Raw genomic sequence first — 21,498 nt, 5'->3', positions numbered from 1 at the left:
TGATGAACCGCAAAATTCTCGGCGGCCTCGGCGTGCTCGGCACGGCGCTGCTCGCCGCCGCCCCGGCATGGGCGGCCGACGCTGCTCCCGTGCCGAACCCTGGCAACAACGCCTGGATGATGACCTCGACCGTTCTGGTCATGATGATGATCCTGCCGGGCCTCGCGCTGTTCTACGGCGGCCTTACCCGTTCCAAGAACATGCTTTCCACGATGACGCAGGTGGGTGCCGCCGGTGCATTGGGTATGCTGCTGTGGATCATGTACGGCTATACGATGGCGTTCGGCGGCAGCAACAACGCTTTCATCTCCGACTTTTCGAAGCTCTTCCTTCGCGGCGTGACGTCGGCGAGCACGGCAGCGACATTCTCTGATGAAGTCATCAGCGAATATGTGTTCATCTGCTTCCAGATGACGTTCGCCGCCATCACCGGTGCCCTGGTTTTCGGCGCAACGGTGGAACGCATGAAGTTCTCGGCCGCGATGGTTTTCATCATCATCTGGTCGACGATCGTTTACTATCCGATCGCCCACATGGTGTGGTTTGCCGGTGGTGAAGGCGGCGTTGACGGCCTGATGTTCGGCTGGGGTGCCCTCGACTTCGCCGGCGGTACGGTCGTGCACATCAATGCCGGTGTCTCGGCGCTCGTCGCGGCGCTCATCCTCGGCAAGCGCATCGGCTATCCTACCGAACCCATGCCGCCGCACTCGCTCGTCATGACCATGATCGGCACCGGTCTCCTCTGGGTGGGCTGGTTCGGTTTCAACGCCGGCTCGGAACTCGAAGCCGACGGCACTGCCGGCCTCGCCATGATCAACACTTTCGTCGCCACCGCTGCTGCTGGACTGTTCTGGATGCTCGCCGAGCGTCTTGCCGGTCACAAGGGTTCGGCTCTCGGCTTCTGCTCGGGCATTGTTGCCGGTCTGGTCGCGGTGACCCCGGCTGCCGGCAACGTCGGCCCGTTTGGAGCGGTCGTTCTTGGTGCCGTAGCTTCGGTCATCTGCTTCTTCGCCGTCAGCAAGCTCAAGCCCATGCTCGGCTACGATGACGCCCTGGACGCATTCGGCGTGCACGGTATCGGCGGCATGATCGGCGCTATCGCCACCGGGTTCCTGCACGATCCGTTCTTCGGCGGCCCCGGCGACGGTTCTGTCTCGATGGGCGCGCAGACGCTGATCCAGGTCGAGGCGGTCCTCGTCTCGGTGGTTTGGGCAGCGATCGGCACCACCATCGCCATCTTTGTCGCCAAGGCCCTTACCGGTCTGCGTGTCGCTCCCGAAGTCGAACAGGAAGGTCTCGACATCGGCGAACATGGCGAGCGCGCTTACAACTAAACTTCAACAGCTTGGCGGGGTGGGACCTTCTCCTCTCCTCCCCCCACCCCGCCACCCGATGTTCCTCCTGCGAACACAAACTCATGGGCCGGAGCCAGCCGCTCCGGCCCTCTTTTCGTGCCCGCTGCACATAAAGGCCGGATACGGCCCTTTCCACAGGCGGGCCGATATGGGAAAAGGTGGCGCACCATCACCTGTCCCGGCCTCGATCACAGAGGCAAGGTCGCGATGCAGGCGCTGCAAGCGGGGAGCACGAAGGCGATGAAATACATCACGGCCATCATCAAGCCGTTCACCTTCAACGAGGTGCGCAACGCCCTGGCCGATGCCGGTATTTCCGGGATGACCGTTGGCGAGGTCAGCGGGTTCGGTCGACAGAAGGGCCAGACCGAAGTCTATCGCGGTGCCGAATACACCACCAACATGCTGCCCAAGCTCAAGCTGGAAATCGCGGTCGCCGACGCGCTGGAGGACAAGGTCGTCGAGATCATCGCCAAGGCCGCGAACAACCAGGAAATCGGCGACGGCAAGATCTTCGTGTTCGATCTGGCCGATGCGATCCGCATCCGCACCGGCGAACGGGGCGACCTCGCCCTGTAACGCGCAACACTATCGAGAGGTATGGACCCGGTCAGTCCTGCCCGCTGGCGAACATGTCGATCACGGCGCGGATCGGCGACACATCGTATCCCGCCGCCTGCGCCTGCGCCGCGATGACCCCGGGATTGTCCCCCGCCTTGGCCCGCGCCAGCGCCCACAGCAGCGTGGAGCGCGTCCCCGAACGGCAATAGGCCAGCACCGGCCCCTGCGCCCGGTCCAACGCATCGGCCATCGCCTCGACCTGCCAGGCCGCGAAGCCGGCATGGGTCACCGGAATGGCCACGTAATCCAGCCCGGCCGCCCGCGCCGCCGCCTCGATCGCATCGCCCGGCGTCTGATCGGGGCTCTCACCCTCCGGCCGGTTGTTGATGATCGCGACGATCCCCATCGCCTTGGCCTCGGCCACCGCCCCGGCATCGATCTGCGGGCTGGCGAACACGGAATCGGTGATCTTGGCAAACATGGCGGGCAACCTCTGACAGCGGCAATCGGGGCGCGCAGCGCTTGCGCGAGTCCCCCCTCGTGCCGGGTTTGAAGCGGCTGGCACGCCCGCTGGCAAGCACAAACAGGCATCCACAGGGGAGAATTGCAGGATTGTGACGGCAACCCTTGCCTTTTTCCGTTCGCCATGGGCGCGCGACTCGTGTATGCAGCATGATCGCAGGAGAGGGCTGGCTTTTTGCCCGTCACTCGTACTGACGCTTGTCGCGCTACGCCCACGCGATCAGGCGAATACTTTTGGGGCGGATCGAAGGTACGTTCGTAGACATGGGTTTTGATAGAGGTCGTCGCGGAAGGGGACGCGACAAGCGCGATCGGTTCGGAGGAGAGGACGAGTTCGATCCGTTCTTTGGCGGCCAGGACCGTTTCGGCGGTGGTGGCGACAGGTTCGGCGGCGGCGGCGGTGACCGCTTCGGCGGTGGCGGCGATCGCTTCGGCGGCGGTGGTGCCGGCGGGGGCGAAGGCGGCTTCGGTGCTCCGCGCAGCGGCGGCTTCGGTGCGCCCCGTGGCGGCGGCGGCTTCGGTGGCCCGCGCGGCGGCGGCGGTGGCGGCATGCCCGCCCAGGTCGTTGGCCAGGGCAAGGGCGTCGTCAAGTTCTTCAACGGAGCCAAGGGCTTCGGCTTCATTCAGCGCGACGAAGGCGGTGATGATGTGTTCGTGCACATCAGCGCGGTCGAACGTGCCGGCCTTGAAGGCTTGGCCGAAGGTCAGCAGCTCGAATTCCAGCTCGTCGATCGCGGCGGCAAGATTTCGGCGAGCGACCTTCAGGTGGTCGGCGATGTGATCGCCGTCGCCAAGCGCGAGCCGGCCCCGCAGCGCCAGCTTACGGGTGACAAGGCGTCCGGCACGGTCAAGTTCTTCAACTCCATGAAGGGCTTCGGTTTCATCACGCGGGACGACGGCCAGCCTGATGCATTCGTGCACATCAGCGCGGTGGAACGCTCGGGCATGTCCGGCCTCAATGAGGGTGACCGGGTAGAGTTCGACATCGAGGTCGATCGACGAGGCAAGTACTCGGCGGTCAACCTGGTGCCGCTCCAGGGCTGATCCTGCCAGCATGCCTCCGGTCGGTTGACCGACGGGCTGCTACACTTACAAAGCGCGCAAATGGCGGTCCGGCAAGGGCCGCCATTTGTCGTTTGGAATTGCGGCTGCTTGTTTGCCAGATTTCGTTTCGAGGAATAGCGTTATGTCGATCACTCCCCTGATGCCTGTCTATCCGCGGTGCGGCGTCCGTCCGGTGCGCGGTGAAAACTGTCACCTGATCAGTGAAGACGGCCGTCGCTTCCTCGATTTCGCCAGCGGCATCGCCGTGAACGCGCTGGGCCATTCGCATCCAGGCCTGATCGGCGCGATCCAGAACCAGGCGGCGACGCTGATGCACGTGTCGAACCTCTATGGCAGCCCCCAGGGTGAAGCGATCGCTCAGCGGCTGGTCGATCTGACCTTTGCCGATACCGTGTTCTTCACCAATTCTGGGGCCGAGGCGGTGGAATGCGCTATCAAGACCGCGCGCGCCTATCACCAGTCGGCCGGTAACGATCAGCGCTACGAACTGATAACCTTCAGCAACGCGTTCCACGGCCGGACGATGGCGACCATTTCGGCCTCCAACCAGGAGAAGATGCACAAGGGCTTCCTGCCCCTGCTGCCCGGCTTCCGCTATGTCGAGTTCGACGATCTCGAAGCGGCCAAGGCTGCCATCGGCCCGAACACCGCCGGCTTCCTGGTCGAACCGATCCAGGGCGAAGGCGGCATCCGCATCGCCGGCGATGCATTCCTGCAAGGCCTGCGCACGCTGTGCGACGAGCATGATCTGATGCTGATCCTCGACGAAGTGCAAAGCGGCGTCGGCCGCGCCGGCACGCTCTACGCCTACGAACAGTACGGCATCGCGCCGGACATCATGGCGACGGCCAAGGGCATCGGCGGCGGCTTCCCCGTCGGGGCCTGCCTCGCCACCGAAAAGGCCGCACGCGGCATGGTGGCCGGCACGCACGGCTCCACTTATGGCGGCAATCCCTTCGCCATGGCGGCAATCGGCGCGGTGCTGGACGTGATCGCCGACGAGGCTTTCCTGGCGGACGTGCGCGCCAAGGGCGAGCGGCTGCGCGCGCGCATCGAACAGTTCATCGGCAACTACCCCGAGCTGTTCGAACTGGTGCGGGGCAAAGGACTGTTTATCGGCCTCAAGCTCAAGGTCGAGCCGCGCGCCTTCGTGGCCCACATGCGCGACAATCACGGCCTGCTGACCGTTTCGGCGGGCGACAACGTGGTGCGCGTCCTGCCACCGCTGGTGATCGATGACAGCCACATCGATGAATTCATGGAAAAGCTCTCCGCCGCTGCGGCGAGCTACCAACCGGCGGAGAGCGCGTGATGGCACGGGACTTCGTCGACCTTACCGACGCCGGAGGCCACGCGCTGGCGGCGATGATCAATGACGCGATCGATCGCAAGGCCGCGCGTCAGGGCTGGTCCAAGGCGCGGCCCGATGCCGATGCGCCGCTGGCCGGCCATGCGCTGGCGATGATCTTCGAAAAGAACTCGACCCGCACCCGCGTGTCGTTCGACATGGCGATGCGCCAGCTCGGCGGCAGCGCGCTGATCCTGGAGGCGGGCAGCACCCAGATCGGGCGGGGCGAGACGATCGCGGATACCGCGCGCGTGCTTAGCCGCATGGTCGATGCGATCATGATCCGGACCGACGATCATGCGAAGATCGAGGAACTGGCCCACTATGCCGACGTTCCTGTCATCAATGGCCTCACCGATCTCTCGCACCCCTGCCAGATCGTGGCGGACCTGCTGACCGTGGTGGAGCGCGGGTTCGCCCTTCCCGGTCTGCAGCTTGCCTGGCTGGGCGATGGCAACAACGTCGCCAATTCGCTGATCGAGGCGGCGGGGCTGATGAAGTTCACCATCCGCATCGGCGGACCGGCCGGCTACGAACCCGACGCCGGCTTCATCGCCCGCGCCCGCGCCGCTGGCGGCGAAGTGATCCTGACCCAGAACCCGCAGGAAGCGGTGGCCGGCGCGCAAGTGGTGGTTACCGATACCTGGGTGTCGATGGGCCAGGCCGGCGGCGATGTACATGTGCAGGCGATGCAGCCGTTCCAGGTCAACCAGGCTCTGATGGCCGCCGCCGATCCCGGCGCGGCGTTCCTGCACTGCCTTCCCGCCCACCGTGAGGAGGAGGTGACGGGTGAGGTGATCGACGGGCCGCAATCGGCCGTCTGGGACGAGGCGGAAAACCGCATCCATGCCCAGAAGTCAGTGCTGCTGTGGGCGCTGGGCCGCCTGTGAGCGAGGAATACCTGATCCAGAGCCAGGAAACCGGGTTTGACCGGGTACTGGCCTTTACCCTGCCCGCACGCCATGCGCGCGGGCGGGTCGTCCGGCTCGGTCCCGTGCTCGAAACCATCCTCTCGGCGCACGATTATCCGTCGGTGGTCAAGCACCTCCTCGCCGAAGCGCTGGTGCTGACCGCACTGATGGGATCGCTGCTCAAGGACGATGGCGCGCAACTGACCGTGCAGGCCCAGGCCGAAGGCGGCGCGGTCGATCTGCTGGTCTGCGATTATCGCAGCGGCGAGGTTCGCGGCTATTTGCGCCACGATGCGGATCGGGTCGCCGAACTGGCGGACCACCCCACCCTCGATGCCCTGTTCGGCAAGGGATATCTGGCGATCACCTTCGACCTTGCAGTCTCGGGTGAACGCTATCAGGGCGTGGTTCCGCTGGAGGGTGCCTCACTGGCGCAGGCTTTCGAACAATATTTCGCCCAGTCCGAACAAGTGCCCACATGCCTGCGCGTCTCCGTGCGCGAAAGCGGGCCGCGCTGCATTGCCGGCGGCATGCTCGTCCAGCACTTCCCCGATGGCGAGGAAGGCCGTGAGCGGCTGCATGCTAAGGACGATCACCCGGAGTGGACGCACGTTGCGATCATGGCCGGAAGTGTCCGGGACGAGGAGCTCGTCGATCCCGGCCTCCATCTGGAACAGGTGCTGTGGCGGCTGTTCCACGAGGAAGAGGAAGTGCGGGTAGAGCCGCTTCTGCATCTGGAACGCGGCTGCCGCTGCACGGTCGAACACTACAAGTCGATCTTGGCGCGGTTCCCCGAAGATCAGCTCGCCGAAATGCGCGAGGACGACGGGACGATCGCGGTCGATTGCGCGTTCTGTTCGAAAATTCTCAAGATCCCGGCTTAAGCCGCGCTTCATCTTGACCTTGCCATTGTGTTAGCCATGTCTGATCGCAGTTTTCCGGAGCAGAAGGCCGTGTGGAACAAGCGCCTGACGAGTGCCATCGCCGGCGCGGCTGCGCTGGTCGTCGGCGCGTCCGCCGCTTATGCCGGCTCGGCGCTGGGCATGCTGGACCGGCTCCAACCCGGCGCATGGGAACTGCGCGAACGCACGGCGGGTGCGCCGTCGGTCACGTCCGTGTGCATCGATGGCGGCCGCAAGCTGGTGCAATTGCGCCACCCGGGGCTGGCCTGCTCAACCCTCGTCATCGACGACAATCCTACCGACGTGACGGTTCAGTACACCTGTCGCGGGCAGGGATATGGCCGCACCCATATCCGGCGGGAAACCGATACACTGATCCAGATCGACAGCCAGGGCATCGCTAACGGCCTGCCCTTCGCGTTCGCGGCCGAAGCGCGTCGGATCGGCCGCTGCGGGACCTGAACGGTTGCGTTTGCCGCTTCGCGGGACTAGCGCCAGGACATGGCTGAACTGACTGACGATGCGGGAAAGCGGGCCGTCGTGCTGCTCTCGGGCGGGCTCGATTCCATGGTATCCGCCGCCCTTGCCCGCGAAGCCGGCTACGAAGTCTATGCACTGACGATAGACTACAACCAGCGCCATCGCCGCGAACTGGAAGCAGCAGCCGTCATCGCGAAGAACCTGGCAGCGCGCAAGCATGTCACGCTGGCGCTCGATCTGCGGCAGTTCGGCGGTTCGGCGCTGACCGACGAGATTTCGGTCCCCAAGGACGGCGTCGGCCCGGACATTCCGGTCACTTACGTGCCGGCCCGCAATCTCGTGTTTCTCTCGCTGACCCTCGCCTGGGCCGAAGCGATCGGCGCGCGCGATATCTTCATCGGGGTGAATGCCCTCGATTACTCCGGCTATCCTGATTGCCGGCCCGAATTCATCTCGGCATTCGAGGATATCGCCGATCTGGCGACCAAGGCGGGCTCTCTGGGCAGCGGGTTCACCATCCACGCCCCCCTGCAGTTCATGTCCAAGGCAGACATCGCCCGCGAAGCAGCGCGGCTGGGGCTGGACGTCGGCCAGAGCTGGTCCTGTTATGATCCGCAGTCCAACGGGCGTGCTTGCGGCCTGTGCGATAGCTGCCGCTTGCGCAAGGCCGGCTTCGCTGATGCGGGCCTTGTCGATCCCACGCCTTACGCGGCCTGACCGCCCCTCCCGGGCGCGGTGGCCGGCTCTGCCGGATTCCGTTCGAGCGCCCTGCACGACAGGACGGGCGCTGCGTGAAGCGCGTCCATGGCGTGCGTGTTCCGGTCGCCCGCTCCCTTAAATCCTCATGAAAAGGGGGCCGGATCGCTCCGGCCCCCTGATCTCTATCACCAATGGTGAAGCGCTTACATGCCAGCGCCCGGACCGTAGGTGATCTCGACGCGACGGTTCTGCAGCTCGCGCACGCCGTCCGCAGTCGGGACGCGCGGGTTGCTTTCGCCGAAAGCCTGGCTGCTGATCGAACCATCGGGGATGCCGTGGCTGGTCAGGTAACCGCGAACCGAGGTGTTGCGACGCTCGGACAGGCCCTGGTTGTACGTGACGGTGCCCGAACGGTCGGTGTAACCGGCCAGCATGACGGGAACGCTGTCGCAGCTACCGTATGCCGTGATCGCGCTGTCAAGAATGCCGGCGGCTTCGGGCGTGATAGCCGAGCTATCCCAATCGAAGAACACGATGTACGGACCCTTGTTGCAGACCACCGGCGGCGGCGGAGCAGCCGGCGGCGGGGGCGGCGGGGGCGGCGGCGGGGGCGGGGGCGGCGGGGGAGCAGCCGGTTCGCCGAAGTTGTAGGTCAGCGTGCCGAGAAGGCTGTGCGAACGCCACTTGGTGCGCGCGGTGCCAAAGCCCAACGCACCGGTATCGAGATCGATCTTGTTGCTGTTGAAGAAGCGATACTTCAGGCCCACATCCCAGTGGCTGGCGATCGGCGCGCGAACACCGGCCAGCGCCTGCCAGGCGAAGTTGCTGTCGGAATCAAGGGATTCAACCTTGGTGCGGGCGATACCCACGCCACCGCCGACGAAGCCCTGCAGGCCGTCATCGGGACCGAAGTCGAGCAGGGCGTTGCCCATGAACGACAGCGAGCTAGCGTCAATGCCACCGGCATTCTTGATGCGGGCCTGACGATAGCTGGCTTCAGTTTCGAGCCGGAACATGCCGAAATCGTAACCGATGCTGCCACCGCCGTCGAAGCCCTTCCGGAATTCCGCGTCGAGAACCGGCGTGCCGCCGACCTTGACGGTGGAATCTTCAACGATCATTCCGCCGAAACCGAGTTCGACGTACCAAGCGTTGTCGCGAGCGAGTGCGGGAGTGGCGATGGCTGTCGAAGCCAGTGCCAGTCCAAGGACGAGTTTCCTCATACGTTTCCCCTAGTAGAAATATGGAGCCACCGAGTGTTCTGAGTGTCTACCCCCTCGTTATGCACCGTGCAAGCGCACAATGAGGTTGGCTGTTGCAATAATGTCGCGAATTTTTTGAATTCGTGATTTATTCACACAATGGGCAGGCACAAAATCCAAGTGACGTATCCCGTTGCTAAGCCGGTGGGCAAATTCCCATGGTTGTCAGTGCTGCTATCAGCGAACCGATCGCAGCCCGAGCCTCGGTGTCAACCACCTCACCCCCTATAGGTTCCGGGACTGCCGAAGTTTTTTTCCATTCGGCGCTCGCAAACAGCATCTCGGCCTGGGTCGACAGGTCGAATACGCGCATGCCTTCGCGGGGGATCACGAAGCTCCATTGCCCCTCGATCCGGCATGCCAGTTCGCCATCGTGAGCGGCCCATTCACCAGTTGCGCCCGTTGCAACGAGCCATATTTGTCCGTCTTCCACCCCGCTTGGCGGGGCCTCAGCTTCACCCACAATGCCGCAATGCAACAGGCTGTCGATCCGCAGGATCGCCTCGTTGACGAAGATTTCCTTCTGTGCCTGGCCCGAATAGAGCAGCGGCAGATCAAAGCGCGCGGCCGCGCTTTCGAACGCAATCGGATCGGTCATGGCGTTACTCCGTTGATGTCAGCGAGAAGAGGACCGGGTCAAAGCTGCAGCAGCGTCAGCGGGTCGGACAGCGCCTGGTTTCCTTGTTGCCGGACGACGATCGGCTGCCCTACGGCCAGCGCCGTGAGCGAGGCCAGCACGGCAGCCGAAAGGTCCAGCCAGGGCACTTCGCTCCACCATAGCCGGACCGGCGCAGCCACGGGGCCCAGCGTGACGAGATAGCGCTCACGATCCTCGACCAGCGGTACGTCCACCCCGTCCTGCCAGGCCCACGCCCCGCGCGCCCGGCGGACCCATGACAGCCGCGTGGTGCCATCGGGCAGCACCCTCGCCCGGCCATGGACCGGCGCGGGTGGCCGCAAGCTGACGCCCCGCGCCGCGATGTGCGCCGCAACGGGATCGGCATCGGCCCGCCCCAGCGCCAGAATGGCCGCTTCCGCCGATGATCCCACCCGCCCGGCATCAACCGGCGTGGTGCGACCATCGATCAGGACAAACCGTTCCGAAGAGCCATGCCCCCCGATCGCCGCCTCCGTCCCGCACCGGCCGCGCAACAGCATCTCCAGACGCCAGACGCCCGCCCCCAGCGGGATCGCCCGCCCGAACTGGATCGCCTCATCGCCGATCAGCGCCAGATTCCCGCCCAGCGCCAGTTGCGCCAGCGACATGTCACTCAAGGCAAGGTCCTCGCCCACCAGTTGCACCGTCACCGAGGACGCCCGATCGACGATGTGCGGGCTGGCAACCGGCAGCACGTCGAGCATGGTGCCGATCATGCAGCGGTTGCGGCCGCTCGGGCCCAGCGGCAGCATCGCACCGGTGCCCGGATCGGCATAAAGCGCGGCACCGGCCCAGTACGGCGAGGGGGACGAAGCGGCGGCAAATAGGCTCGCGCTCTCTCCGGGAGCGGGCGGCACCAGTCGGGGCATCTCGAAAGCCGCCAGCACTGTCTCCCCGGTGGCATGGTCGGCCGGCGGGTTGAACTGGCCGGCATCGCCCGGCCCGGGCGCTGCATCCACGCCACCGGCCTCGGGAAAAACCCGCGCCAGCGCCAGTTCCACCCCGCCATCACGCCACTCCCATGCGATGACCCGCCACAATCCGGCGATCCCCGGCAGGCTGGCGACGGTGCCCGGCCCGATCCGCGTATCCAGATCGGCCGTCCGCCACGAAACACGATCGCGTGACCAGTCGCCCCGCCGCAGGGTGCGCTCGATCAGCGCCCGCGCGGCCACCGGGTCAAGCGCGGCCGGCAGTTCCAGCGTGCGCGGCTTCCCGACGATAGGCCGGCCAGTCGCCCTCTGCAGGCCCGGCAGATAATCCCGCGCGGTATCATAGTAGCGCAAGGCCATCGGCGGCTGCACGATTACCGGATCGCGCCGCCGCGCAAATCCGCTCTGCCCGCCGAACCCGTCGTCCGTCACGTTCAGCGCCGGTTCGGGCAATGCCACCGCCTCCGTCTGCAGCCGTGCCGGCTTGATGATCAGACGATCGCCCGCCGCATAAGCCTCCATCGGCACCACCGCGTCGAGCATATCCAGCGCCTCCGCCAGCGAGCCTTCGCACGACCAGCCCGCCACGCCGTCCAGCGCCGCCGCCGCATCCGCGTCGTCCAGCACATCGCCGACCAGCGTGCCCAGATCGAACGCCTCGTCCGCGATCACCTCGAAGGTCAGGTTGGGCACGCGGTTGTAGAATTCGGAGAGGTCGAGGTCTTCGAACACGGCATAGGCCAGCCCGCGATAGGCGGGGCAGCGATCCGCGCCCGCGTCTGCCGCCAGCAGCGGATCGGCCGGCTGGTCGCCACGCCCGGTATGGATGCGCAAGGCACCGCCCACCTTGAGATCGCCCGCCGCGCCGCGCAGCAACCGGCCGTCCGCCCATATCCGCCCGACGCTCAGGATCGGCCGACTCGCCAGCGCCACTGCGAAGCTGGCGCTGTAGGTATAGGTCGTCAGCGAAGGACTGCCCTTGCCCCCGCCCTCGGTATCGCTGTGCTCGACCAGATCGGTCGCCCAGATCACCGATCCGGCAACCCGCATCCGCCCGTAATGACGCGGCAGCACCTCGCCATACGTGGACGTGGTGACCCCCAGCTCGCGCAGGCGCGGCCCCTGCCGGTTGGGAATGCCCAGCAAGGCACCATCCACTTGTCGGCCAACCAACGCGCCGATCGCGCCGCCGATCGGGCCGCCCACCATCGAGCCCACAGTACTGAACACGATCGTCGTCATGCCCTATCCTTCAGACTGTCGCGGCCGAGCCGGCCGCCAATGGAAAAGACGCGGCCAGCTTTCGGGCAACCTGCCCTCGACCACGCGGCCAAGGCCGGCATGGGCATGGACGAACCGCTGCCCTGCGGTGGCGATGGCGAAATGGACCTGACCAGGCCCCGGCCGCAGCGCCAGCACGTCGCCGCACCGTGCCGTACCGGACGCAGGCACAAACCCCAAACCAGCCGCCAACCCGTCCAGATCGGGCACTCGCGCATGGCGCAGGGCATAACCGCTGGGCAAGGTCCACGCCGCCCCCGCCGCCGCGCCCGCGCTCGCCAGCACCCCCACGCAATCCAGACCCGTGCGCGGATCGCGGCCGTGCAGCCGAAACGGCACGCCCACCAGCCACCGGGCCGCTTTGGCGAAGGCCTCGGCAAACTCCGGCTCGTGTGTATTGGCCGTCATGACGGCGGCGTCGGATAGCGGACGAGCAGGTCGTTCCCCGGCAGATACGGCTCGCCCTGGAAGTTGATAGCATTGCCGAACCGCACCGCGCAGGTATCAAGCGTGCGGTTACACCCTGCGCGCAGCCGTGCCGCCACCCCAATCGCCAGCCCCGGATGCAAAGGCGCATCCAGCACGAACCAGCCGGTATCGCTCGCCGCCACGATCACCGCATCCAGCCCCGCCGCCGCGCCCTCCAGCCAGCGCACCGCGCCGTCGCGACAATCGGCAGGCGTCGGTGCGGGGGCGAACTGCACGGCGTTGGCGTCGAAGTCGATGTCTGCCACGGTCACCTCCTGCGTGAACTTTTCGGGATTGAGGTTGCATCCCGGCCCGCAGAACACCGCCCGGCAGGTCGGGCTGGTACGGCGCACGGGATCGCGCAGCAATTCGGCCTTGCGTGAAACGAGGTCGGCCGAGAACTGCCCACCTTCCTCGCCGGTCACGCCGATACTGCCCCGGTAAAGCATCTCCGCCTCGCCGCTGTCCCAGTCGACCACGCCGATGGCGATGGCAGCCCCGTCGAACCGCCCGGCGGCAATGTCTGCCGCCCTGATCGCGTCATGTGTGAGCGCGCCCAGCACTTCGGCGCTGTCGGGCGACAGATCGGCCGACTTGCGGATCGCGGACGGCACCATCCCCGGCGATGCCTGGTGATTGATGCCGTCAAACCACAAGTCCCGGTCGTGGGTCGTGAACCCCAGCGTCACCCCATCGCGCCGCCACACCCGCCAGAATGTGGCGACCGTTTCCAGATCGCCGGAAAACCAGGCTCTGGTCATGCAGCCTCCCGGATTTCGATGATCGGCACGCTCGGCGCATCGCCCGCCGCAAACGCCGCCCCGGCGATCTCCAGCCGATCCTCGGCAAACCGAACCGGCACATCGAACAGGAAACCGGCCCGCACCAACGCGCCGTCCACAGGGGCGTCATCGAAAGTGATGATCCCGCCCGGGTTCAGCGTCCAGCCGCTCTCCAGCGATACCCCGTCCACGCTGACGATCACCGAAGCGGCCACCGGCCGCGTGATCCGCCGCACCTGCAGCGCCTCGCCCTCGCCATATTGCTTGATCAGCGCAAAGTCCGCGCGCAGCCCGTCCCCGGTGCCCAGCATCTGATCGAAAGCCCCCGGCTCTCCGATCATCATGTTCGAGCTGTGATCGCTCGGATCCCGCAAAAGAAAGCCCCGCGCCGGACCGCGCCGGGCACGAAAGAACGCGATCAACACGCCCAGTTCCGCCTCGGACCGCACCCCCGGCCCCACGTCGAACCGCAACCGCGCATTCGACCACAGGCTGTTGCGCCGCTCGAACCCCGAGGCGGTCACCGCCACGCTGGTCGAAAATTCGGGCACGATCGTCGCATCGCGCCCTAGCGCCAGCGGATAAGCTACATCGTCGAATGCCTGCATGGAATCGTTCGCCTCTGCTGGATCGGAAGTCGGGGGAAGCCGGACGAAGCCGTCTCGCACCACTTGCGGCAGCGCCCAGACGATGATCTCGTGAGGCACGCGGCGGATGGCTTCGTCGATCCCGGCGTCGATCGCCCGCCACTGCTGGCGATCACCAGCCTGCGGCACGAAGCCGGCCAGATAGTCCTGCTGGTCCGGTGGATAGCCGAGCCGCGCGTCGATCTGCGCATAGGCGTTGCGCCGGAGCCCATCGGCACCGCCGGTCAGCCAGTCATAGTCCTCAACCTGCAGGCGATCGAAGGCAGGGCTCGCCCACCCCACCGGCAGGTTCGCCCGCCGCAGCTCCGGCATCGCCGGATCGAGCAGCGTCGGGCTGAACACCAGCACCATCGCCTCCACCGATCCCGGCGCAACGGCGACCCGCACCGCGCTGACGAGATCGGCGGTGGACTGCGCCAGAATGGCCCCCGCATCGTCCAGCAGCGCCTGCTGCGCCGTCGAAAGCTCCCCGCGCATGTCGAAGATCGCCGGAGGATCGCCACCCAGCGCCGCCACAGCGGCATCGTCGTACAGGCAGATGCGGCCGTCCGCGAAAGTCCACCACCACGGCTCGCCCACCTGAAAGCGGACCGGCACCCCGGCGTCCACCATCAGCCCGGCGAATGCAGCGGCCACGGCTTGCAGCCAGGCCATCGCCCCGGCATTGGCGGGCGACAGCAGCGAACTGGGCGGGTCCCAGCCGGTCAGCGCCGGATTCCCGGCATGGTCGCGCTGTTTCCACCCCTCGGGGCAATTCTGGTCGAGCACTTCGTAGCTCAGCGATATAACCGGGCTGAACCCCAACGCCGCCGCCTGCGCAAAGAACGCGCGGTGCCAGGCGCGGGTCGGGGTGTTCAGCGGATCAGCGGCATCGCCTGCCAGATACGCGCTGCCATCCGCCGCCAGCCGGTAGTAATGGCTCATCCCCACATAGTGGACGATCGAGCCGCGATAGCCGAGCTGGCGGACATTGCGCAGCACCCGCGCCGGGGTCTGCACCCCCTGATCGTCGAACCCGGTAGCGATGCCCAGGCCATGCGGCGGCACCATCACATCGCCGATTTCCAGCATCGCCCGTTCGCCGTCGCAGGCGATCCCGGTCAGCTCGATCCACGCCTCGGCCTCGGCCGGCAGCGCCGCCGCGCTGGCCCCGTCATAGCCGGTCGGCACGAACGAAAGGAACAGCCGGTCGATATCCCCCGGCCACACCGGATCGGCATCGGCCGGCAGCGCAAATCCGCCCATGAGGTCGGAGAACGGCAGCGCGATCACCGCATCGTCCGGCGCGCCCTCGGCATAGTTCCACAGCCTGACATACCAGGTACGCGGCGCACCGGCGGCATCGCGCCCCTCGATCGTCAGCGTCGGGCCATTCACCGCATCAAGCGGCATGATCCCGGCCGATCGCCAGCGAAACCGCAGCACGGTATGCGCGTAATTGCGATCGGTGCGATAGGCCAGGAGCGGGTGGTCCAGCCCGTCCTCGCTCTGCCAGATCAGCCCGCCCAGGTCCGCTTCACGCAGGAAGCAGGCATCGATGCGCAAGGCATCGGGCGCGGTCGAGACCACGCTCGCCATCATCGGCCGGGGGAAGTTGACCGTCCAGAAACGCGGATCAAAGCGCTGGATCCAGACGCTCGCCTGTCCGTCACGCCTGTCGGCAAGCCAGAATGCCATGTGCCTCGCCCCTTATCCGCCAAACACCAGCGCACGGCGCACCGCGCTCGCCACCTGCCGCGATGATCGCTGCAGCGATTGCGGTACGCTCGCCCCGCGCTCGGCGTTGATCTGGATTGCCACCCGCACATCACGCCCGCGCCGCTCCGTCCCGCCGGGCTCGACCCGACCGGCCGATGTCGGCACGAACACTTCGGGTCCGCGCTCACCTACCACATAGGCCCGCCCCGGCGCGACATTGCCGCCCGTCGCCCGGCCCGGCAGACCCAGGAACGCGCCCAGCGCGGCACCGATGCCCGCACCCCCAGTCAGCCCTCCACCGCCAGCATCGCCGCCGCCAAGGTCGGGAATCAGCGCCCGCGCCGATTGCGTGGCGATCGCGTCCAGCGCAGCAAAGGCGACCCGCCGCAAATCCTCGAACCCCAGACTGCCGCGCCGGATCGCCTGCGTCAGTCCCCGCTCCAGCACGTCACCCGCCTTGGAGAACCCCGGCGTCAACCCGCCATCCACCGTCGCGCGCATCGCCGCGATATCCCGCGCAAAACCATCGGTGCTCGCCCGCACATCGATCAGCAGGCTGTCGATTTCGTCGCTCATGCTCGTTGCCCTGCCCAGTCATTGCCGAAAATCCGCGCCAACGCCGCGCGGTCGAATTGCGGCGGCGCGGCTTCGGCCCCGCCGTTCATACCCAGCGCCGCCGCCAGTTCCGCAGGCGTCGCGTTCCAGAATTCATCCGGCCGCCACAGCAGCACCCGCGCCGCCAGCCCGCACAGGGCCAACGCCTGATCGGCCAGAACCGTCACGTCGCGCCCTTCAGGATTTGCGAGAGCACCGCGCGCAGCGGCACCGCGCAAGCTGCCAGGCCCGCCGCCACGATCGCCTCGCCCACCGCCTCACGGCTCGGCGGTTCGTTCCGGTCCAGGCAATGCCAGAACAGGCTGGCGATCTCCGTCAGCCGCAGTTCGCCCGCCGCCGCTCGCTCGACCAGCGCGCACAGCGGCCCCAGCTCGCTCTCGGCCGCCACCAGCGCCGCGAATGTCGGGCGCAACACATGCGCCGTCCCGGCGATCATCAGGCTGGCCTCGCCGCGCAGCGGGTTGGCGATACGCTCGCTCACAGGCTCACCACCGCGCCGGAGCTTTCCAACTGCATGGTATAGTTGCGCTCGCCGTTGAAATCGCCGGCATAGTCCAGCCGCTGGACCAGGAACTGCCCGCGCAGCCGCGCACCGTCCTCGAAGCTCAGCTCGTAATCGTCGAGCGTTCCCGCCATCGCATTGGTGCGTACCTTGGTTTCGGCCGCGCTGCCCAGGAAGATGCCCGCCGCGCTGACCGAAACCGATCGCACCCCGGCTCCCGAAAGCAGCTCGCGCCAGCCGCCGCTGTCCTTGTGGGTGATGACCACGGCATCGCCGGTCACCGAAAGCTGCGTGGTGCGCAGGCCCGCCACCGTCTGGTACACGGCCGGGGTCGCACCGTCGGAAATCTTGAGCAGGAAAGCGCTGCCTTTCTGGGCGGTCATGGGCTCACTCCTTGAAACGGGTTCGGGAAAAGTCAGGCGGCCAGCAGCCGGAATGCGTATTCGATCAGGATCGCGCGCCGGCTCTCGCCGCGCTGTTCGGCACGGGCGCGCAGGAAGCGGGTGGACGTCACCGCAAGGCCCGCCTGCTCGCGCGGCAGACTGCCCACCCGCGCTTCGATCGCCGCGACCAGTTGCGCGGCGGCATCCGGGGCATCGCCCCGACACTGCAGCTCCAGCGCCACCCGCACCTCGCGGCCCGGCATGGTCTTGTTGCTCCAGTCGGTGCTGGCGCTGGCGACGATGGCGAGCCACGGCAGGCTCGCCCGCGACGGTGCCTCCTCGACGATGGCGTTGAGTTCCCCGGCCAGCGCCGGATCGCCCGCCAGCCAGTCGATCAGCGTGGCGCGCAAGGCTATTTCCATGGGTCTTGTCCTCCCCCAGTCGGCCACAGCAGCGCCGCACTGCGCCAGCGCCGCGCGTCACCGGTCGCCTGCAGGATGCGCGCAACCCGCCGGGCCCGCGCCACTGCGCCGACCTGCCGGACCAGCGCCTCCGCGATCCGCGTCAGCCCCGCGCCCGCCGCCGCCGTAATCAATGGCCCGCTCATGCGATCCGCAGCCTGCGCCAAGGCCGCCACAGCGCCGCCACCGAAGCCGGGGGGAGGATCGCACCGCCGCCGCTCTCGCGCTGGCGATGCTGGTGCGCGGCCAGCCGGATCAGGCCATGGCGCAGCGAATCCGGCAGGTCTTCCCATTCGGGCACGAGCCCGGCCGTGAACGACACTACCAGCCGCCCCGGCAGCGCCGGTTGCAGCAGCCGTACCCGGCCGGTGCCGTCAGGGCCAAGGTCGGTCTCGTAATCGCCGGTCGCCAGCGCGGTCAGGGTGCCATCGGCGGCGATCCGGCTCAGCCCGGCGATCGCCTGCACCGGCCGCGTCGCCAGCGCCTGCCAGCCGCCGCACGCCGGCAGCAGTTCCTCGCAACTCGCGGCCAGCGGCATCTGGCCGGTAAAACCCTCGCAGACGTCCAGGCTCGTCGCGATCAGCGCCGCCAGCGGCGCGTCGTCGTGCGCGGTGGTGATGCCGAGCCACTGCTTGAGCTCGGCCAGCGCCGAAGGCGGCAGCACCGGCGGGGTAAGGATGTGCCGGTTCATGGGCATCTCCGTTTCTGGCAAGGTCGGGAAACCGAAGGGCCCGCGCCGCCCGCAGGGGAGCCAGGCGGCGCGGGCGGGCGGCGCTGGGGCGGACCGGCGGGGAAGGCCGGTCGCCAGACTGCCGCCACGTCGGGCGTCAGGTCGAGATTTTGATCAGCTTGATCGCGTCGCTGTCCAGCACCTGCCCGCCGATCCGCTTCGTCGCGTAGAAGTTGACGAACGGCTTGTTGGTATAGGGATCGCGCAGGATCGTCGTGGTGCTGCGCTCGGCGATCAGATAGCCGGCGCGGAAATTGCCGAAGGCGATCGGATAGGCGTTGGCGCCGATATCGGGCATGTCCTCGGCCTCGATCACGGCATAGCCCAGCAGGCGGTTGGGCTGACCATCGACGATACCCGGCTGCCACAGGAACGATCCGTCCGCCGCCTTGAGCTTGCGGACGCTCGCCAGCGTCCGCGAATTCATCACCCAAGTTGCGCCCTGCCGGTGGCCGGACTTGAGCGACTGCACCAGATCGATCAGCTTGAGCTCAGGAGAGGCGTCGAAGCCGGTCGCGTTGCCCGATACGATGTGCTGCAACTGTCCGAAGGTGCGGGCACTGTCCGCCGCCGTACTGGTCGTCGCCCCCAGAAAGCCCTTGGGCTGGTTGGTACCGGTGCCGTTCACGAACGCCGCGCCTTCGGCCCGGGCGAACTCTCCGGCGATCTCGTTCGCCAGCCACGACTGGACGTCGAACTGGGCATCATCCAGCATCGCCTGGCTCGCCGCCGGATTGGCATACAGCTCGCCCGAAGGCGGAGCGATTTCCGCAAAGGTCGGCGTGGCGGTTTCCGGTCGCACCCCGGTCTCGCTCACCCAGCCCGAAGCGACGCCGCTGGTGGTGATCAGCTTGCGGTACCCGGCGGTGCCGGTACGCACCACTTGCGCGATCGACCGGATCGGGCTGATCGCCTTGAGCCTCGCCGCAATCAGGTCGTCGATCTCGCGCGGCACGGCATAGCCGCCCTCGCCCGCCACCGCGCCATTGAACGACTTGAGCTCGGTCTCACGCCCCCGGCGCAGATAGCCGTCGATGAAGCCCTTCACCTCCAGGCTCGGTGCCGCGCCTCCGCCGATCTGCGGACGGCCGGCAAAGCGGCCCACCCGCTCCAGCCGCGATTTCACTTCCTCGACATCGCCGCGCAGCGCGCCGATGGCTTCTTCCGCCGCGTCCTGGCGGGCAATCAGATCGAACGAGGCGTCCAGCGGTTCAACCGGGTCCGTGCACTCCATGGGCATTACCTTTCACGAAATGGCCACCATCGGCGGCGAAAAAGTTTGGCCGGGGGCGGAGTCTCCGGGCGTCAGAGCACCAGATGGACCCGCGCCCCGTCCTGCATCGGGTTGCTCACCAGGCTCACCTCAATCAGGTCGATCTCCAGCAGTTCGCGGCCCGCAGCCGTGCGCCGGCTGGCGCGCGTGCGATAACCGAACGACAGGCCGGTCACGGTCCCGCGCCGCAGCGCCAGCCCGGCCGCACCTTGCGGATTGTCGATGGTGCCGGTCACCCGCAGCCCGCGCGCATCCTCGGCAACGCTGTCGATCCAGCCGATCCGCGAGTCGGCGCGGTGCTGCCACAGCAGCGGCAGCGCCTGCCGGTTGGCCGCAAGCGTCCGGGCAAAGGCACCGGGGCGGATCACATCCCGCCCGGCATCACGCCGGTCGAACAGCGCGGCATAACCGGCGAAGCGCAGCGCCGCGTCCTCGTCCGGCTGCCGCAGAGCGGGGCCGCGCGCGCTCATCGCAGCAGCTCCGTCGCCCCCAGCCGCACCGCCAGACCCAGCAGCAACAGCGCCAGCCCGGCGCGCACGATCCAGCCGATCGCCGCCACCCGTGCGCTGGCCTTGGCATCGCGCCACGCCTGCAACAGCTCGCGCAGCTCCGAAACGTCGTGCGGCGCGGATTCGTCGTCGAGCCCGATCAGCGCCAGCATCCGCTTGGCCCCCATTTCGCTGGCTTCTTCGACCACCGCGCGCAGCGTCACCAGATCGCTGCCCTGCCCTTTCGCCTGGGCCAGTAGCCCGGCCAGCATGTCACCATTGTTCATGAAATGTTCTCCTGAACCTGTCGGCGCGAGCGAGCCTTGCGCTCGGGCAGCCCCAGCAGCGTGCGCTTTTCGGCGTCATCCAGAAAACCGGCCCCGCTCACTTGCGACCACAGCCTCTCGCGGTCTTCCGCCAGCGCCGGCACCCGGTCGAGATCGACGGCAAGCCGCGCATCGGGAAACCACGCCGCCAATCCCTCGCCGAGGCCGGCCAGGATCTTCGCCGATAGCGGCAGCAGCGTCAGCCGCCACAGCGCCCGGTTCGCCTCGCGGTAATTGGCGTAAGTCGCATCGCCCGGCAGCCCCAGCAGCATCGGCGGCACCCCGAAAGCCAGCGCGATGTCCCGCGCCGCCGCCGCCTTCAGCGCCGCGAAGTCCATGTCCGCCGGGCTCATCGCCATCGATTGCCATTTAAGGCCGCCCTCCAGCAGCATCGGCCGCCCGGCATTGCCCGACCCCGAAAACGCGCCCGCCAGTTCCGCCTTCAACCGGTCGAACTGATCGGCGCTCAGTGCATTGCCGTCGCCCGCGTCATAGACCAGCGCCCCCGAAGGCCGCGCCGCGTTTTCCAGCAACTGCCGGTTCCACTCGGCGGCGGCATTGTGCGTGGCCACTGCCTGCTCGGCGGCACACAGGCATCCGGCCCCGTAATGGTCGTCGGCCGGGTGAAAATAGCGGACATGGATGATCCCCGGCGCGGCATCCTCGTCCAGCAGCGGGATCACGATCTGCCGCCCCGCCACGGCATAGCCATATGCGCTCGGCCACCCATCCTCGCCCGCGATCACGCTTACCCGTTCCGGCCGCAGCGCGAACAGTTCGGTCGGCCGGCCGCGTCCGTCCCTGATGATCTGGACATAGGCATTGCCGTGCAGCAGCAGGTGCGATGCCAGCGTTTCCAGCAGCGGCTGCCCCGCGCTCGTCGCGCCGACCAGCGCGGCAATCTCGGGCTCGACAGGCAGCAGCGGCGCACCGCCGATCCCCTCGGCCACCAGCCGCACCGCCCGCTGCGCCACCGGGTTCTCCAGATAGGCGCGGCGCACCGCCACGCTATATTCGAACGGTGTCCGCGCCCCCGCAGCTTCAGCGAAGAACCAGGGCGAAGACATTCCGCGCGCCAGCGGCACGCGCGCATCACGCCCCTTGAAGGCAGCGACGAGCGTATCGAGGAAAGCCATGCGATTCCTTTCT

At 67.3% G+C, this 21,498-nt stretch carries 26 protein-coding genes; 8 read left to right on the top strand and 18 right to left on the bottom strand.

What is annotated here, in order from left to right; translation table 11 throughout:
* The first annotated feature begins 2 nt into the window (after positions 1 to 2).
* Positions 3 to 1,334, top strand: a complete 1,332-nt coding sequence (locus tag IE122_RS06795; RefSeq protein ID WP_189620540.1) for an ammonium transporter — start codon at positions 3 to 5, stop codon at positions 1,332 to 1,334.
* A gap of 261 nt (positions 1,335 to 1,595) precedes the next feature.
* Positions 1,596 to 1,934, top strand: coding sequence for a P-II family nitrogen regulator (locus tag IE122_RS06790; RefSeq protein WP_189620361.1), 339 nt, complete (start codon positions 1,596 to 1,598; stop codon positions 1,932 to 1,934).
* Between the two features lie 31 nt (positions 1,935 to 1,965).
* On the opposite strand, the gene IE122_RS06785 is transcribed toward IE122_RS06790, so the two are convergent.
* Complete coding sequence (locus tag IE122_RS06785; protein ID WP_189620360.1) at positions 1,966 to 2,397, bottom strand: protein tyrosine phosphatase family protein; 432 nt, start codon at positions 2,395 to 2,397, stop codon at positions 1,966 to 1,968.
* Between the two features lie 305 nt (positions 2,398 to 2,702).
* On the opposite strand from IE122_RS06785, the gene IE122_RS18520 reads away from it, so the two are divergent.
* The 6 genes from IE122_RS18520 (at position 2,703) to queC (ending at position 7,861) form a co-directional block, all read left to right on the top strand.
* Positions 2,703 to 3,482, top strand: coding sequence for a cold-shock protein (locus IE122_RS18520; protein WP_189620359.1), 780 nt, complete (start codon positions 2,703 to 2,705; stop codon positions 3,480 to 3,482).
* Between the two features lie 142 nt (positions 3,483 to 3,624).
* Positions 3,625 to 4,815 carry an aspartate aminotransferase family protein gene (locus tag IE122_RS06775; RefSeq protein WP_189620358.1) on the top strand — a complete coding sequence of 397 codons (1,191 nt, stop codon included), beginning with the start codon at positions 3,625 to 3,627 and terminating at the stop codon, positions 4,813 to 4,815.
* The gene (gene argF / locus IE122_RS06770) at positions 4,815 to 5,741 is read left to right on the top strand and encodes an ornithine carbamoyltransferase (RefSeq protein WP_189620357.1); all 927 of its coding nucleotides are present in this window, start codon (positions 4,815 to 4,817) and stop codon (positions 5,739 to 5,741) included. Before IE122_RS06775 ends, argF begins: the two co-directional genes overlap by 1 nt.
* Positions 5,738 to 6,646: an Hsp33 family molecular chaperone HslO gene (gene hslO / locus IE122_RS06765; RefSeq protein ID WP_189620356.1), complete on the top strand. Its 909-nt coding sequence runs from the start codon at positions 5,738 to 5,740 to the stop codon at positions 6,644 to 6,646. Before argF ends, hslO begins: the two co-directional genes overlap by 4 nt.
* Positions 6,647 to 6,682: 36 nt before the next feature.
* Positions 6,683 to 7,126, top strand: a complete 444-nt coding sequence (locus tag IE122_RS06760) for a DUF3617 domain-containing protein (protein WP_229813854.1) — start codon at positions 6,683 to 6,685, stop codon at positions 7,124 to 7,126.
* A 39-nt stretch (positions 7,127 to 7,165) separates the two neighbouring features.
* Complete coding sequence (queC, locus tag IE122_RS06755; protein WP_189620355.1) at positions 7,166 to 7,861, top strand: 7-cyano-7-deazaguanine synthase QueC; 696 nt, start codon at positions 7,166 to 7,168, stop codon at positions 7,859 to 7,861.
* Between the two features lie 185 nt (positions 7,862 to 8,046).
* Here the strand turns inward: queC and IE122_RS06750 are convergent, their stop codons facing one another.
* From IE122_RS06750 to IE122_RS06670, 17 genes are all read right to left on the bottom strand, one after another.
* Positions 8,047 to 9,066, bottom strand: coding sequence for an OmpA family protein (locus IE122_RS06750; protein WP_189620354.1), 1,020 nt, complete (start codon positions 9,064 to 9,066; stop codon positions 8,047 to 8,049).
* Positions 9,067 to 9,241: 175 nt separating this feature from the next.
* The gene (locus tag IE122_RS06745; RefSeq protein WP_189620353.1) at positions 9,242 to 9,703 is read right to left on the bottom strand and encodes a DUF2793 domain-containing protein; all 462 of its coding nucleotides are present in this window, start codon (positions 9,701 to 9,703) and stop codon (positions 9,242 to 9,244) included.
* Between the two features lie 38 nt (positions 9,704 to 9,741).
* On the bottom strand, positions 9,742 to 11,937 hold the full coding sequence (locus IE122_RS06740; RefSeq protein ID WP_189620352.1) for a phage tail protein: 2,196 nt from the start codon (positions 11,935 to 11,937) through the stop codon (positions 9,742 to 9,744).
* 3 nt (positions 11,938 to 11,940) lie between these two features.
* Complete coding sequence (locus tag IE122_RS06735) at positions 11,941 to 12,384, bottom strand: hypothetical protein (protein ID WP_189620351.1); 444 nt, start codon at positions 12,382 to 12,384, stop codon at positions 11,941 to 11,943.
* The gene (locus tag IE122_RS06730; RefSeq protein WP_189620350.1) at positions 12,381 to 13,205 is read right to left on the bottom strand and encodes a phage/gene transfer agent baseplate hub protein; all 825 of its coding nucleotides are present in this window, start codon (positions 13,203 to 13,205) and stop codon (positions 12,381 to 12,383) included. Before IE122_RS06730 ends, IE122_RS06735 begins: the two co-directional genes overlap by 4 nt.
* A complete protein-coding gene (locus IE122_RS06725; RefSeq protein WP_189620349.1) occupies positions 13,202 to 15,550 on the bottom strand; it encodes a DUF2460 domain-containing protein in 2,349 nt (782 codons plus the stop codon). The genes IE122_RS06730 and IE122_RS06725 overlap by 4 nt, the downstream gene beginning before the upstream one ends.
* Positions 15,551 to 15,562: 12 nt before the next feature.
* Positions 15,563 to 16,147 carry a tail tape measure protein gene (locus IE122_RS06720; protein WP_189620348.1) on the bottom strand — a complete coding sequence of 195 codons (585 nt, stop codon included), beginning with the start codon at positions 16,145 to 16,147 and terminating at the stop codon, positions 15,563 to 15,565.
* Positions 16,144 to 16,353: a phage tail assembly chaperone gene (locus IE122_RS06715; RefSeq protein WP_189620347.1), complete on the bottom strand. Its 210-nt coding sequence runs from the start codon at positions 16,351 to 16,353 to the stop codon at positions 16,144 to 16,146. The genes IE122_RS06720 and IE122_RS06715 overlap by 4 nt, the downstream gene beginning before the upstream one ends.
* Entirely contained in the window at positions 16,350 to 16,667 is a 318-nt protein-coding gene (locus tag IE122_RS06710) for a gene transfer agent family protein (protein WP_268249008.1), read from the bottom strand. The genes IE122_RS06715 and IE122_RS06710 overlap by 4 nt, the downstream gene beginning before the upstream one ends.
* Positions 16,664 to 17,071 carry a phage major tail protein, TP901-1 family gene (locus IE122_RS06705; protein WP_189620346.1) on the bottom strand — a complete coding sequence of 136 codons (408 nt, stop codon included), beginning with the start codon at positions 17,069 to 17,071 and terminating at the stop codon, positions 16,664 to 16,666. Before IE122_RS06705 ends, IE122_RS06710 begins: the two co-directional genes overlap by 4 nt.
* 32 nt (positions 17,072 to 17,103) lie before the next feature.
* Positions 17,104 to 17,493 (bottom strand): DUF3168 domain-containing protein, encoded by a 390-nt coding sequence (locus IE122_RS06700; RefSeq protein WP_189620345.1) that lies wholly within the window; start codon positions 17,491 to 17,493, stop codon positions 17,104 to 17,106.
* Positions 17,484 to 17,678, bottom strand: a complete 195-nt coding sequence (locus tag IE122_RS06695; RefSeq protein WP_189620344.1) for a hypothetical protein — start codon at positions 17,676 to 17,678, stop codon at positions 17,484 to 17,486. Before IE122_RS06695 ends, IE122_RS06700 begins: the two co-directional genes overlap by 10 nt.
* On the bottom strand, positions 17,675 to 18,223 hold the full coding sequence (locus IE122_RS06690; protein WP_189620343.1) for a head-tail connector protein: 549 nt from the start codon (positions 18,221 to 18,223) through the stop codon (positions 17,675 to 17,677). Before IE122_RS06690 ends, IE122_RS06695 begins: the two co-directional genes overlap by 4 nt.
* A 136-nt stretch (positions 18,224 to 18,359) precedes the next feature.
* A complete protein-coding gene (locus IE122_RS06685; protein WP_189620342.1) occupies positions 18,360 to 19,496 on the bottom strand; it encodes a phage major capsid protein in 1,137 nt (378 codons plus the stop codon).
* Between the two features lie 71 nt (positions 19,497 to 19,567).
* A complete protein-coding gene (locus IE122_RS06680) occupies positions 19,568 to 20,005 on the bottom strand; it encodes an HK97 family phage prohead protease (RefSeq protein WP_189620341.1) in 438 nt (145 codons plus the stop codon).
* On the bottom strand, positions 20,002 to 20,310 hold the full coding sequence (locus IE122_RS06675) for a DUF6127 family protein (RefSeq protein WP_189620340.1): 309 nt from the start codon (positions 20,308 to 20,310) through the stop codon (positions 20,002 to 20,004). Before IE122_RS06675 ends, IE122_RS06680 begins: the two co-directional genes overlap by 4 nt.
* The gene (locus tag IE122_RS06670; RefSeq protein WP_189620339.1) at positions 20,307 to 21,485 is read right to left on the bottom strand and encodes a phage portal protein; all 1,179 of its coding nucleotides are present in this window, start codon (positions 21,483 to 21,485) and stop codon (positions 20,307 to 20,309) included. The genes IE122_RS06675 and IE122_RS06670 overlap by 4 nt, the downstream gene beginning before the upstream one ends.
* Between the last annotated feature and the right edge of the window lie 13 nt (positions 21,486 to 21,498).

This window comes from Novosphingobium colocasiae (assembly GCF_014652555.1).
GTDB classification, from domain to species: domain Bacteria; phylum Pseudomonadota; class Alphaproteobacteria; order Sphingomonadales; family Sphingomonadaceae; genus Novosphingobium; species Novosphingobium colocasiae.
Note: the sequence above shows the minus strand (reverse complement) of the source record. Positions and strands in the feature narration are given on the sequence as shown.

What these genes read in the sequence shown, in the direction of transcription:
- IE122_RS06795 (WP_189620540.1), top strand. Translation starts at nt 3, where the DNA reads ATGAACCGCAAAATTCTCGGCGGCCTCGGCGTGCTCGGCACGGCGCTG.
- IE122_RS06790 (WP_189620361.1), top strand. Translation starts at nt 1,596, where the DNA reads ATGAAATACATCACGGCCATCATCAAGCCGTTCACCTTCAACGAGGTG.
- IE122_RS06785 (WP_189620360.1), bottom strand. Translation starts at nt 2,397, where the DNA reads ATGTTTGCCAAGATCACCGATTCCGTGTTCGCCAGCCCGCAGATCGAT.
- IE122_RS18520 (WP_189620359.1), top strand. Translation starts at nt 2,703, where the DNA reads ATGGGTTTTGATAGAGGTCGTCGCGGAAGGGGACGCGACAAGCGCGAT.
- IE122_RS06775 (WP_189620358.1), top strand. Translation starts at nt 3,625, where the DNA reads ATGTCGATCACTCCCCTGATGCCTGTCTATCCGCGGTGCGGCGTCCGT.
- argF (WP_189620357.1), top strand. Translation starts at nt 4,815, where the DNA reads ATGGCACGGGACTTCGTCGACCTTACCGACGCCGGAGGCCACGCGCTG.
- IE122_RS06760 (WP_229813854.1), top strand. Translation starts at nt 6,683, where the DNA reads ATGTCTGATCGCAGTTTTCCGGAGCAGAAGGCCGTGTGGAACAAGCGC.
- queC (WP_189620355.1), top strand. Translation starts at nt 7,166, where the DNA reads ATGGCTGAACTGACTGACGATGCGGGAAAGCGGGCCGTCGTGCTGCTC.
- IE122_RS06750 (WP_189620354.1), bottom strand. Translation starts at nt 9,066, where the DNA reads ATGAGGAAACTCGTCCTTGGACTGGCACTGGCTTCGACAGCCATCGCC.
- IE122_RS06745 (WP_189620353.1), bottom strand. Translation starts at nt 9,703, where the DNA reads ATGACCGATCCGATTGCGTTCGAAAGCGCGGCCGCGCGCTTTGATCTG.
- IE122_RS06740 (WP_189620352.1), bottom strand. Translation starts at nt 11,937, where the DNA reads ATGACGACGATCGTGTTCAGTACTGTGGGCTCGATGGTGGGCGGCCCG.
- IE122_RS06735 (WP_189620351.1), bottom strand. Translation starts at nt 12,384, where the DNA reads ATGACGGCCAATACACACGAGCCGGAGTTTGCCGAGGCCTTCGCCAAA.
- IE122_RS06730 (WP_189620350.1), bottom strand. Translation starts at nt 13,205, where the DNA reads ATGACCAGAGCCTGGTTTTCCGGCGATCTGGAAACGGTCGCCACATTC.
- IE122_RS06725 (WP_189620349.1), bottom strand. Translation starts at nt 15,550, where the DNA reads ATGGCATTCTGGCTTGCCGACAGGCGTGACGGACAGGCGAGCGTCTGG.
- IE122_RS06720 (WP_189620348.1), bottom strand. Translation starts at nt 16,147, where the DNA reads ATGAGCGACGAAATCGACAGCCTGCTGATCGATGTGCGGGCGAGCACC.
- IE122_RS06705 (WP_189620346.1), bottom strand. Translation starts at nt 17,071, where the DNA reads ATGACCGCCCAGAAAGGCAGCGCTTTCCTGCTCAAGATTTCCGACGGT.
- IE122_RS06700 (WP_189620345.1), bottom strand. Translation starts at nt 17,493, where the DNA reads ATGGAAATAGCCTTGCGCGCCACGCTGATCGACTGGCTGGCGGGCGAT.
- IE122_RS06695 (WP_189620344.1), bottom strand. Translation starts at nt 17,678, where the DNA reads ATGAGCGGGCCATTGATTACGGCGGCGGCGGGCGCGGGGCTGACGCGG.
- IE122_RS06690 (WP_189620343.1), bottom strand. Translation starts at nt 18,223, where the DNA reads ATGAACCGGCACATCCTTACCCCGCCGGTGCTGCCGCCTTCGGCGCTG.
- IE122_RS06685 (WP_189620342.1), bottom strand. Translation starts at nt 19,496, where the DNA reads ATGGAGTGCACGGACCCGGTTGAACCGCTGGACGCCTCGTTCGATCTG.
- IE122_RS06680 (WP_189620341.1), bottom strand. Translation starts at nt 20,005, where the DNA reads ATGAGCGCGCGCGGCCCCGCTCTGCGGCAGCCGGACGAGGACGCGGCG.
- IE122_RS06675 (WP_189620340.1), bottom strand. Translation starts at nt 20,310, where the DNA reads ATGAACAATGGTGACATGCTGGCCGGGCTACTGGCCCAGGCGAAAGGG.
- IE122_RS06670 (WP_189620339.1), bottom strand. Translation starts at nt 21,485, where the DNA reads ATGGCTTTCCTCGATACGCTCGTCGCTGCCTTCAAGGGGCGTGATGCG.